Source organism: Halanaerobium sp. (assembly GCF_003070835.1).
This window is the reverse complement of sequence record NZ_QBLR01000108.1, coordinates 1-11620: the sequence shown is the minus strand read 5'-3', so window position 1 is coordinate 11620 and position 11620 is coordinate 1. Positions and strand designations below refer to the sequence as shown.

Here is an 11620-nt window from a genome sequence, read left to right as displayed (position 1 = left end):
GGTAACTGGTCGATAGATAGCTCTACAGAAGGAAGTTTTTCAGGTGGTATAGTTGAATTAGCAGAAGGTAATTACACTGTAAAGGCAACAACTGAAGATGAAGCAGGTAACAAAGCAGAAACAACTGGAGCCTTAGAGGTAGATATAACTCCTCCAGAACTAACAGTCGATGATCAGGCAACTAATGATACAACACCAATAATTACAGGATCAACTGATGAGCCAGCAGGTAGCACGGTTGATGTTGTTGTTAGAGATGATGAAGGTAATCTAATCTTCAAAGGTGAAGTATTAGTAGAAGAAGATGGTAGTTGGTCGATAAATACAGAAGAAGAAGGTAATTGGTCCGAAGGATATGATCAATTCCCTGAAGGGGATTACAGCGTAGAAGCAGAAATCACAGATGATGCAGGTAATACAACCAACGCAGCTGGAGACTTAAAGATTGACTTAACTGAACCAGAAATAGAAGTAATAGATAATCAGACTAACAGTAATACTCCGACAATTAAGGGAAAAACAGATGAACCAGCCGGAAGCATTGTAGATGTTGTTATTAGAGACAAAGATGGCAATGTAGTATTCGAAGGTGAAACAACAGTTAATGAGGATGGCAACTGGTCCATAAATGTTGATCAGCCTCTAGATCTTGGAGAATATGAGGTCGAAGCTTCAATTACAGATGATGCAGGTAATACATCTACAGCGACTGGAGTCTTAGAAGTTTATCCTACAGATATAATAATAAATAAAACTGCAGCTGAAAAGCAGGTCTCAATTGGTGATTTCATAAGTTATAAGATTGAGATAATAAATGAAACCGATTTTGACCTAGAGTCTTTTACACTTTATGATAAACTGCCAACAGGTTTTGAACTTGTTAAAGACTCAGCAGTAATAGTTTCTGAAACAGGTAGTGAAACTAAGCTGAAGTCCGAAGGGGATAGACTTGTCAGCTGGGATAGTCTGGAGTTAAATGCAGAGAGCAGTATGAAAATCAGATACACACTGGTTGTCGGTAGTGGTGTTGTCAGTTCAAATAGCTATGTCAATCAGGCATATGCTAAAGTAGAAGAAAATCTAATTTCTAATACAGCAGAAGCAGAAGTATTAGTAATTGGAGATCCACTATTTACTACTTCAACTGTAATTGGAAAAGTTTACCTTGATCAAAATGAAGATAGAATGCAGACTGAAGGTGAAGATGAAAAAGGGCTGGAAGGAATCAGAATCATTTCCACCACCGGTCAGATTGTAGAAACAGATCAATTCGGTAGATTCCATTTCGAAATAAGAACTGAAGATAATATTCAGCCACTGCAGACTCTTGTCTTAAAATTGGATAAAAACTCTCTGCCAGCTGGAACTGAAATATTAAGCAAAAATCCAGTAATAGTTAAAATTCGAGAAGGGTTAATGTCTGAAGTTAATTTTAGAATAAAGTAAATTGATTAATAAAAATAATCCAGGTTGGAGATCATTCCAACCTGGATTATATTCTAGATATTTGTAAATTTTAAAGTTGTTTTCTATAGTTTTTATTATCAAGGAAAGAAAAGATATATCTTTATTTGAAATTTGCTTGACTTGGTCTTGTGCTTCCGATATAATTAATTCAAATAAGATAATGATTCTTTAAATTAGTCCAGAGAGGCTAGTAAGGGAAAATATAAATTTTAGCAACCTTCTTACTATGCCGTGAGAAGGTTATTTTTTTGCCGCTAAAGATATTCTCCCAGAAGAGGAGGTAATTTTTATGGATAAGACAGAAATGAAGATTAAAAAAGAACTGATTGATTCAGCAGCCATGGGACGTGCGATCACCAGAATAGCCCATGAGATTTTAGAAAAAAACAAAGGAACAGATGATCTAGTTTTAATTGGAATCAGAACCAGAGGTGTACCACTTGCAGAAAGACTGGCAGCGAAGATTGAAGAAATTGAAGGTGTTAAATTACCAACAGGTATTTTAGATATTACCCTTTACCGAGATGATCTTTCAACAGTTGCCCAGCAGCCGATAGTACACCGGACAGAAATTCCTTTTGATATCACTGGGAAAAAAGTTGTTCTTGTTGATGATGTGCTTTATACGGGCAGAACTGTAAGAGCAGCCTTAGATGCTTTAATAGATTTAGGACGTCCCTTACAGATTCAGCTGGCAATTATGATTGACCGCGGTCACCGTGAGCTGCCGATTAGAGTAGACTTTGTTGGAAAAAATCTTCCGACTTCTAAAGATGAAGTTGTTGATGTCAACTTTGAAGAAATTGACGAAAAAGATGCAGTTTTACTGCTGGAAAAAAGTTAAAAATAGAATAATTTAATATAGTAACCTTTAAATTGGTCCAGAGAGGCCGATAAGGAATTGATTTAGCGGAAATCTATCTTTTTAGAAGGGATAGAAGATGTTAAGAGAATTTAAACTCCTTATCAGTCTAAACTGGTTGGGAGTTTTTTTAATGTCTAATTTAGATTTAAGATTTGAAAAGAGGGAATCTGACAAAAATTTTTCAATAATTTTATAACATCCAGGAGGTATAAAATGAAAATTTTAACACAAAGCAAAGAAAATTTAGCTCAATTAAAAGAAGATGGAATAACAAAACACCGATTATTTATCTTAGCTCTACAGCATATGTTTGCTATGTTTGGTTCAACAGTACTGGTACCGGCACTGACAGGTTTAAATCCAGCAGTTGCACTTTTTACATCTGGACTTGGAACACTGATTTTTCACTTAATTACAGGTGGGAAGGTTCCGGCCTATCTTGGCTCTTCTTTCGCCTTTATTGCTCCTATCATAGCAGCTCAGAATCAATTTGGTAGAGATGGAGCTATGCTTGGAATTATTACTGTTGGTATTGTTTATGCTCTGATGTCACTGGTGATCAGGCTGCTGGGAACAGAATTCTTCCGCAAATTACTACCACCGGTAGTAGTGGGGCCTGTAATTATTACAATCGGACTTGGACTTGCACCAACAGCTAAAGATATGGCTTCAGAACACTTATTAGTAGCTTTTGTTACTCTGGCAATCGCGGTCGGAATCAGTGTCTTTGCCAAAGGAATTATTAAAGTTATTCCAATTTTACTCGGAATCATCGGCGGCTATACTTTCGCTGCCTTTTTAGGACTTGTAGATTTTGCTCCAGTAATGGAAGCTTCCTGGTTTGCTTTTCCTAAATTTGCTTTTCCAACAGTCAGCGGCAACTTAAAAGCAATTTCACTTGTAGCACCAATAGCATTAGTAACCATGGTTGAGCATTTAGGTGATGTTGTAGCTATCAGCTCAACTGTTAAAAAAGACTTTATAGAAGAACCTGGTTTACACAGAACCCTCCTGGGTGATGGAATTGCAACCTTAGTTGCTGGACTTTTCGGTGGACCTCCAAATACAACTTATGGAGAAAATGTTGGAGTTTTAGCCCTGACAAAAGTATATAATCCAATGATTATTCAGCTGACAGCAGTAATAGTTATCTTAAGTTCTTTTGTCCAGAAAGTTGGGGTTTTAATTCAGACCATTCCAACCGCAGTAATGGGTGGAATAGTATTCTTGCTTTTCGGAATGATAGCTTCAATTGGACTCAGAACTTTAGTTGAAAATGAAGTTGACCTTTCAAAAAATAGAAACTTAGTTATAGTTTCAGTTACACTGGTAGTTGGAATTTCAAATCTGACTTTAAGTTTTGCCGGACTGGAATTTGGCGGTATGGGACTGGCAGCTATTGTAGGAATAGTAATGAACCTTATCTTACCTGAAATTGAAAAAGAAGAAGCAGAAGAACTTGATCAAGAACTGGAAGTTAAGTCAGAACTGAGATATGAAGCAAACTAAATTAAGCGGCAGGAGGTAAGTAGATGAGTTTAAAAAGAAAAGATTTTTTGGGTCTTTATGATGTCTCCAAAGAAGAGATTAATGAAATTCTCGATACAGCAGTAGCAATGAAAGATATTTTGACCAGAACCGTTAAAAAAGTGCCGACTCTGCGCGGAAAAACTGTGATCAATCTTTTTTATGAACCTTCAACCAGAACCAAGTTTTCTTTTAATCTGGCAGCAAAAAGGTTGAGTGCAGATGTGATGAGCATCTCTAAATCTTCAAGCAGTATTGCTAAAGGTGAAAGTCTGCTTGATACAGCAAAGACAATGGAGGTCATGGGAGCTGATGTGGTAGTAATCAGACACAGTGCTCCTGGAGCAGCTAAATTTCTGGCAGAGAATATTTCAGCCAGTGTCTTAAATGCCGGTGATGGTGCTCATGCTCACCCAACTCAGGCGCTGCTTGATATCTACAGTATTAAAGAAAAGCTGGGCGAGATTGCAGGACTGAAAGTTTTAATTGTAGGAGATATTGCTCACAGCCGGGTTGCCCGTTCAAATATCTGGGGCTTAAATAAGCTGGGAGCTGAAGTTGCAGTAGCTGGACCCCAGACTTTAATCCCGAGAGAAATCGAAAAAATGGGCGTTAAAGTTTATACTGATCTGGATCAGGCACTGGAAAATGTAGATGTGGTTAATATTTTAAGAATCCAGATGGAAAGACAGGAGAGCGGACTCTTTCCGTCGATTAGAGAATACAGAGAAATTTATGGAATGAATGCAGAGCGGCTGGAGCGGATAGGGAAAAAAGCGATGATTATGCATCCAGGTCCAATGAACCGCGGTATAGAAATCGAGAGTTCAGTTGCAGACAGCTCACAGTCAGTAATCACCGAACAGGTCAAAAACGGTGTAGCAATCAGAATGGCCCTGCTTTACTTACTGGCCGGGAGGGAGATAGATAATGAAGACCTTAATTAAAAATGGAAGAGTATATGACTCTAAAAATGGACTTGACGGCAAATATGATATCTTAATTGAGGGCAATAAGATTTTTGCGGTAGAGGAAGAAATTAAAAATCAGGGTTATGAAGTGATAGACGCTGAAGGTAAAATCATTATTCCTGCCTTAATTGATATGCACACCCACCTCAGGGAGCCAGGTTTTGAAGAAAAGGAAACTGTAAAAACTGGCTGTGAGGCGGCAGCAGCAGGAGGGTTTTCTGCGGTAGCGGCAATGCCCAACACCAAACCAATTGCTGATAACCCGGCTGTTGTTGAGCATCTAAAACTTAAATCAGAACAGGCAGCAGTTAGAGTTTATCCTATCGGCAGCATCACCCAGGACAGTAAAGGAGAGGTGCTTTCGGAGATTGGAACCCTTGCTAAAACTGGAGTTAAGGCACTTTCGGATGACGGCAATCCGGTCATGAATTCGGAAATCATGAGGAGAGCAATGGAATATGCATCTGCCTTTGACCTGCCAGTAATTGACCACTGTGAAGATGAAAATTTATCACAGGATGGAGTAATGCACGAGGGGTATCACTCGACGATTTTTGGGCTGAAAGGAATTCCGGCAGCAGCTGAGGAAATTATGGTGGCCCGGGATATAGTTCTGGCTGAGATGACAGGGATTCACCTCCATATTGCTCATCTAAGTACAGAAGGAAGTTTAAATCTGGTTAAAGAAGCCAAGGCCAGAGGAGTTAACGTAACTTTTGAAGTAACCCCTCACCACCTGCTTTTGACTGATAAGGCAGTTGAAAATTACAATCCGGATACTAAAGTTCACCCTCCACTGCGTTCAGAAAGAGATAAAAAGATGCTGGTTGAGGCTTTAAAAGCCGGAGAGATTGATGTGCTAGCAACAGATCATGCTCCCCATACTTTTGAAGATAAGCTGGGAGAGTTTGATTATGCAGCTTTTGGAATTTCCGGTCTGGAAACAGCACTTTCACTTTTATATCATAATTTTATTAAAGAATATATTATTGACTGGAATGAGCTGCTCAGAATGTATTATTACAAGCCGGGGGAAATATTAAAGATTGAATCTGAAGGTTTAAAACAGGGAGCTAGAGCTGATCTATTAATTTTCAATCCTGAGCGTGAATGGACAGTTGATAAAAATAAATTTAAATCTAAGGGGAAAAATACACCATTTGCCGGCCAGAAGTTAACTGGTAAAAATGAAATCACTTTTGTCGGTGGTAAAATGGTTTATGATGACCGGGGAGGCAAAAATGAAATACTTTATTGATCATTTACAGGAAAAAATTGAAGCAAAAGACTCGAGAATCTGTGTTGGCCTTGATCCCCATCTGGATCTGCTGCCGGAAAAGGTGCTGGCAGCTGAATTATTAGAAGATCTGGAAGCAAATCAGGAAGAAATAGCTGCAGCTGTTTTAACTTTTAACAAAAATATAATTGATGCAGTAGCTGATATGACAGCAGTTGTAAAACCGCAGATGGCCTTTTATGAAAAACTTGGAGTGCCGGGAATGAAAGCTCTCTGGCAGACAATGGCTTATGCTAAGGCAAAGGATTTAATTGTACTGCTTGATGGTAAGCGTAATGATATTGGATCTACAGCAGGAGCTTATGCAGAAGCCTATCTAGAAAATAAAAAAACAGAGATAGATTCGATAACAATTAACCCTTATTTAGGCAGTGATGGAATATTACCATTTTTAAGAAATAAAGAGCGAGGAGCTTTTGCCCTTTTAAGAACTTCGAATCCATCTGCTGTTGACCTTCAGGATCTTAAGCTCGATGACGGCAGAACAGTTTATCAGGCAGTTGGTGATTTTCTGCAGGAACTGGGCAGTGATTATCTTGGTGAATGTGGGTATTCTAATCTGGCAGCAGTAGTTGGAGCAACTTATCCTAAAGAATTAAAAGAGATTAGAGCCCAGCTTGATTCAGTATTTTTCTTAATCCCTGGTTTTGGAGCTCAGGGTGGAGGAGCAGCAGACATCAAAGCTGGTTTTGATAAGGATGGCAGAGGTGCAGTTGTCAACTCTTCCCGCGGTATTAATTTTGCCTATCGTAAGGATGAATATGCTCACTTTGGAGCAGATAACTATGCTAAGGCGGCAAGAGCTGCAGCAGAGAAAATGAAAAATGAAATCAATGAAGTTGTGAAATAAATTACTTTAACCAGGTCCAAAACAGTTGTTTTGGACCTGGTACCAAGGAGGCAAAAATGTTTAAAATTATTGCTAATCGAGAGGTTGGACCTGGAATTTTTCAGCTTGTCTTAAATTATGATCAGCTGCCGCAGAATCCGAAGCCGGGACAGTTTTTTAATATTAAAGTCAGTCAGCCAGGAAGTGATGATCCACTTTTGAGAAGACCTTTTAGTATCTTTGATTTTGATGCAGCTGAAAAAAAGGTGGAATTTATCTATCGAGTTGTCGGCAAAGGAACAAAAATTTTATCTGAATTAGAAGCAGAAACTGAACTTGATGTTCTGGGACCTCTTGGTACTCCATTTTCTCTCAATGAAAACAAAGGGAATGTGCATTTGATTGGCGGAGGAATGGGAATTGCTCCTTTATATTACCTGGCTAAGAAATTAAAAAGCAGAAACCAGAAGGTTTATCTGGGAGCAGCAAATCAGGCAGAGCTTGAATTTTTTGCAGAAAAGTTTAAAGGGCTGGGCGTAGAATTGCATCTGGCAGCAATGGAAGAAAAACTTGAGATCAAAGGATCAGCCCTGGTGCTCTGGTTAAATTATCTGGAAAAAAATACTCCTGATTATGTCTATACCTGTGGCCCGGAAAAGATGCTGGCAGCAGTGGAAAAAGAAGCTCTTAAAAATAATATTGGTGGCCAGCTTTCAGTAGAAAAAAGAATGGGCTGTGGAATTGGGGTCTGCTTATCCTGCAGCTGTGAAACAAGAGAAGAAGATCAGAAAAATAAACGAGCCTGTGTTGAGGGTCCGGTATTTGGCCTGGGGGAGGTAGTACTCAGTGCCTGAAAAGCAGCAAAAAATTATAAATAATAAATTAACAGAAGCTGACTTAAACTTAGAGATAGTAATGAAGTCCCAGCAGAAAATAGCAGCAAAAAACTTAAATTTAAAAAACCCATTAATTACAGCCTCCGGCACCTGTGGTAATGGAAAAGAACTGGCAGATTTTTATGATATTAATCAGCTGGGAGCTTTCACAACTAAAGGGATTACAGTTGAGGCCCAGCCAGGAAATAAAACTCCTAGAATTGCAGAAACTTCAGCTGGGATTATTAACTCCATTGGTCTGGAAAATCCAGGTGTAGATAACTTTATTAGAGATGTTCTGCCGGAGACTAAAGAATATACTCTGCCTATTTTAGCCAACATTTCTGGCTACAGTGAGCAGGATTTTATTAACATGGCGGAGAAATTAGAAGGTAGAGCAGAATTAGCAGGAGTAGAGATTAATCTTTCCTGTCCCAATATTAAAGGTGGAGGAATGGTTTTTGGAACCGATCCGGAAAAAGTTTTTGAGATTACAAAAAAAGTTCGAGAAGTTTATTCCGGTTATATTATAGTTAAGCTGACTCCCAACATTACTGATATCACAGAAACTGCTCTGGCAGCAGAAGAAGCTGGAGCAGATGCGGTGGCTATGATTAACACACTTTCGGCAATGAAAATTGATATTGAGCGACAGCAGCCGCTTTTAGCTAATACTTTTGGCGGCTTATCCGGGCCAGCAGTGCGACCGGTAGCAGTAAAGATGGTTTATCAAACTTATAAAAAACTGGAGATTCCGATTTTAGGCCTGGGTGGAGTCCAAAGCGGCAGTGATGTAATAGAATTTATGCTGGCCGGTGCCACAGCAGTGGGAATTGGGACAGTTAATATGATTGATCCAGCCGCCGGCCCCAGAATAATTGGAGAGATCAAAGAGTATATGTTGAGACATCAGATTAAAAATTTAAGTTCAATTATTGGTGCAGCTCATTAATTTTAATTATTTTTTCAAATTTAACAATCAGGAGTGGATTAAATGACTAAAGCAGAAATTAGAGAATTATTAGTAGAAACAGATGTGATCCAGGAAGGCCATTTTGTACTGAGCTCAGGCCGCCATGCTGATATCTATATGCAGTGTGCTAAGGTTTTGCAGTATCCTGAACACGCTTCAACTCTGGCAGCTGAAATTGCAGCTAAGTGGGAAGATGAAGAAATAGATGTGGTCATTGGGCCGGCACTGGGTGGAGTAGTATTATCCTATGCGGTAGCAGAAGAGCTGGGAGTTCGCTCAATTTTCAGCGAGCGCAAAAATGGTGAGATGAAGATCAGGCGCGGCTTTGAATTAAAGCCGGGAGAAAAGGTGCTTGTAGTAGAAGATGTGGTGACAACTGGTGGCTCAGTTAAAGAAGTACTGGCAGTTTTAGAACAGCTTGATGTAGAAATAGTAGGATTAAGCTCAATCGTTGACCGCAGTAATGGTCAGGTCAAATTTAACTACGATTTCAAAGCACTACTTCCGGTCGATATCAAGTCATATAAGGCAGGACAGTGCAAATTATGTGAGGAAGGTGTAGCTATTACCCGTCCTGGCAGTAAAGAAAAATAAAATCAAGATTAAAATTATAATTTAATAAATCAAAGTGATTTAATTCTCGCTTCAGCAGGCGGGAATTTTTCTTTTATATTAAAGTGATTTGATAAGGATTGTCTGCAGTCAACAAAAATAATTAGAAAACTTAGCTTGTGAATATAAAGATAAAATCTTAGAAGCAATGTATAATTATAACTGTAATCTATTTGTGAAATTATTATTATAATCACAGTGGAATAAAATTTAATTAAATTCAAGGAGGAATAATTTATGGCAAGTGAAGCAGCAGCCGCTAAAAAAAGTAACTGGCTGAAAATCATTATTTTTGTTGCAGTAATTGCAGCTTTAGGAATTGTAGGAGGAATTTTATTTGGACCCTGGCTTGGGACATTTTACACTGCTTTAGGTTCAACAATTGGTGCTGTAGCAGCATTTCTGGCTGGTAAATATGTCGCCCAATTAAACTTCCAGTTTATGCTTTAACTACTTTTGTTTTCATGCTTCCTGGATGTTTTGCATTTTCTTTTGCAGGTGGAGCAGTGTCAGCCGGGGGCAGCCCAACAACAATTATTGCCTATCTGGCAGTAGCTGGAGTAGCTTTATTTGGAATTTCTTTGATTCCAAAATATTTAAAGAAAAAGCACGGAGATGTATTAGAAGAAGAATAATATAATATCATAAATAATTAAATCAAAATAGAAAGATCGGCTTCCCATTAATCTAGGGAGCTTTTTTGTTTGCAATTAAACTGTTAAATCTTTATAATTAAAAGCAGAAATCAAAAATTATAAAGGGAGCAGTGATAATAAATGCAGAATTACGATTTTGTTCATTCCTGTATTCGGGTTATGGATTTAGAAAAGTCAATTGAATTCTATCAGGACGCTTTAAATTTAAAGGAAAGCAGTCGTAAAGATTTTCCGGAGGCGGAATTTACTCTGGTATATCTTACAGATCAGAATGAGAGTTTTGAACTGGAGTTGACTTACAATTATGATCGAGAAGAACCATATACGATTGGTAACGGCTACAGCCACATCGCAGTAGTTGTTGATGATTTAGAAAAATCTTATCAGCGCCACAAAGAAGCCGGTTATCAGGTTGGAGATTTAAAAAGTTTAAGTGATGATGCAGCAGGGTATTATTTTATTACAGATCCTGATGGCTACAGAACTGAAGTTATAGCGAGATAATAGGGTACTGGGTACTTATAAAAAAATGGAATTTAAAACAAAAAAAGCAATCCGCAAAAACAGCTCAACTTCTGGCAGCAGAGCCAGTGGTTGAGCTTATTTTATCTTTTTATCTACAATTTTTTTAAATTCTTTTAATTCCTCTAAAGTTTTTTCCGACTCTGATTTCTGGTAAAGATAATTCCAGTCAATATCTTCATAGTTCAAATAAATCATACCTACAATCCATTCTTGATCGGCATATTCTTTCCAGAACTTATACCTATTTAGTCTGTCAATAATTATATCTTCAATACCTATGATATAGGCTTTTAAACCTTCAATTTCAATTTCATTTACTTTATCATAATCACCAGCAAGGTCTGAACCTGGAATTTCCAGGGCGAAATCAAACTGCTTATAGGTCCAGTATTTTCCTTCCTTTTTAAACCCTAAATCTTTAATAATTGGGTCAATTTCTTTAATACTGGCTGGAGTTACCAGATCAACATCCATAGTGCTGTAGCCGCCAGCAGTATAAAATTCGACAGCCTGGCCGCCAACAATAATCGGCCGAATATTTATTTCTTTTAAAGCTTCAGTTATGACTGCTGTCAGAGCAATATTTTTGTAAATTTTATCTTTATTAGAATCAATTATTTTTTTAATTTTAGATTTTAAGAGATTCTTATTCATAATAGCCTCCTCAAAAACAAATTTCTCTCCTATTAAAATATTAAATACACTACTATTTAAAGCGGTATTTGTGCTCAGAGATTTTTTCGATCATTTTATCTTTTCTTTTTTTGGCGAGTTCATAAAGTAAAAATTGTTTTTTCTGATTGCGGCTGCGTTTAGAGGTATTTTTTTGCCTTGTCAGCTGATCTCTGAGTTCTAAAATATTTATTTTAGCTTTCTTTCTTTTTTTATTATATTCTTCAAAGTTGATTTTTTTCATTTTGGAGACCTCCTAAACTCATCATACTAATTATAGTTAATTCTTTCAAAGAGGATATAGAGATACTTTTCAGGTAACAATTCACCTGTTAGTACTCCGTGATATTT

14 protein-coding genes are annotated in these 11620 nt (G+C 37.8%); 12 read left to right on the top strand and 2 right to left on the bottom strand.

Annotated features, from left to right (window positions below; all coding sequences use genetic code 11):
* The 12 genes from CI949_RS11550 to CI949_RS11495 form a co-directional block, all read left to right on the top strand.
* Window positions 1-1446, top strand: a 1446-nt coding sequence (locus CI949_RS11550) for an Ig-like domain-containing protein (RefSeq protein WP_290766690.1), incomplete at its 5' end; no start/stop codon positions are given.
* A 310-nt stretch (window positions 1447-1756) separates the two neighbouring features.
* Window positions 1757-2311: a bifunctional pyr operon transcriptional regulator/uracil phosphoribosyltransferase PyrR gene (pyrR, locus tag CI949_RS11545; protein WP_089716868.1), complete on the top strand. Its 555-nt coding sequence runs from the start codon at window positions 1757-1759 to the stop codon at window positions 2309-2311.
* Between the two features lie 234 nt (window positions 2312-2545).
* Window positions 2546-3841, top strand: a complete 1296-nt coding sequence (locus CI949_RS11540) for a uracil-xanthine permease family protein (RefSeq protein WP_290766686.1) — start codon at window positions 2546-2548, stop codon at window positions 3839-3841.
* 23 nt (window positions 3842-3864) lie between these two features.
* On the top strand, window positions 3865-4806 hold the full coding sequence (locus tag CI949_RS11535) for an aspartate carbamoyltransferase catalytic subunit (protein ID WP_133530864.1): 942 nt from the start codon (window positions 3865-3867) through the stop codon (window positions 4804-4806).
* Window positions 4790-6088: a dihydroorotase gene (locus CI949_RS11530; RefSeq protein WP_290766682.1), complete on the top strand. Its 1299-nt coding sequence runs from the start codon at window positions 4790-4792 to the stop codon at window positions 6086-6088. The genes CI949_RS11535 and CI949_RS11530 overlap by 17 nt, the downstream gene beginning before the upstream one ends.
* Window positions 6072-6977 carry an orotidine-5'-phosphate decarboxylase gene (gene pyrF, locus CI949_RS11525; protein ID WP_290766679.1) on the top strand — a complete coding sequence of 302 codons (906 nt, stop codon included), beginning with the start codon at window positions 6072-6074 and terminating at the stop codon, window positions 6975-6977. Before CI949_RS11530 ends, pyrF begins: the two co-directional genes overlap by 17 nt.
* Window positions 6978-7033: 56 nt before the next feature.
* Complete coding sequence (locus CI949_RS11520; RefSeq protein WP_290766677.1) at window positions 7034-7810, top strand: dihydroorotate dehydrogenase electron transfer subunit; 777 nt, start codon at window positions 7034-7036, stop codon at window positions 7808-7810.
* A complete protein-coding gene (locus tag CI949_RS11515) occupies window positions 7803-8783 on the top strand; it encodes a dihydroorotate dehydrogenase (RefSeq protein ID WP_290766674.1) in 981 nt (326 codons plus the stop codon). The genes CI949_RS11520 and CI949_RS11515 overlap by 8 nt, the downstream gene beginning before the upstream one ends.
* Before the next feature lie 42 nt (window positions 8784-8825).
* A complete protein-coding gene (gene pyrE / locus CI949_RS11510) occupies window positions 8826-9398 on the top strand; it encodes an orotate phosphoribosyltransferase (RefSeq protein WP_108141497.1) in 573 nt (190 codons plus the stop codon).
* Window positions 9399-9653: 255 nt separating this feature from the next.
* On the top strand, window positions 9654-9866 hold the full coding sequence (locus CI949_RS11505; protein WP_243734023.1) for a hypothetical protein: 213 nt from the start codon (window positions 9654-9656) through the stop codon (window positions 9864-9866).
* Between the two features lie 56 nt (window positions 9867-9922).
* Window positions 9923-10051 (top strand): hypothetical protein, encoded by a 129-nt coding sequence (locus CI949_RS11500; protein WP_279512706.1) that lies wholly within the window; start codon window positions 9923-9925, stop codon window positions 10049-10051.
* Between the two features lie 141 nt (window positions 10052-10192).
* Window positions 10193-10576: a VOC family protein gene (locus CI949_RS11495; protein ID WP_133530869.1), complete on the top strand. Its 384-nt coding sequence runs from the start codon at window positions 10193-10195 to the stop codon at window positions 10574-10576.
* Between the two features lie 96 nt (window positions 10577-10672).
* On the opposite strand, the gene CI949_RS11490 is transcribed toward CI949_RS11495, so the two are convergent.
* Together CI949_RS11490 and CI949_RS11485 are read right to left on the bottom strand one after the other, a co-directional pair.
* Window positions 10673-11251, bottom strand: a complete 579-nt coding sequence (locus CI949_RS11490; RefSeq protein WP_133530870.1) for a DUF6036 family nucleotidyltransferase — start codon at window positions 11249-11251, stop codon at window positions 10673-10675.
* Window positions 11252-11303: 52 nt separating this feature from the next.
* Window positions 11304-11513, bottom strand: coding sequence for a hypothetical protein (locus tag CI949_RS11485; RefSeq protein ID WP_133530871.1), 210 nt, complete (start codon window positions 11511-11513; stop codon window positions 11304-11306).
* Between the last annotated feature and the right edge of the window lie 107 nt (window positions 11514-11620).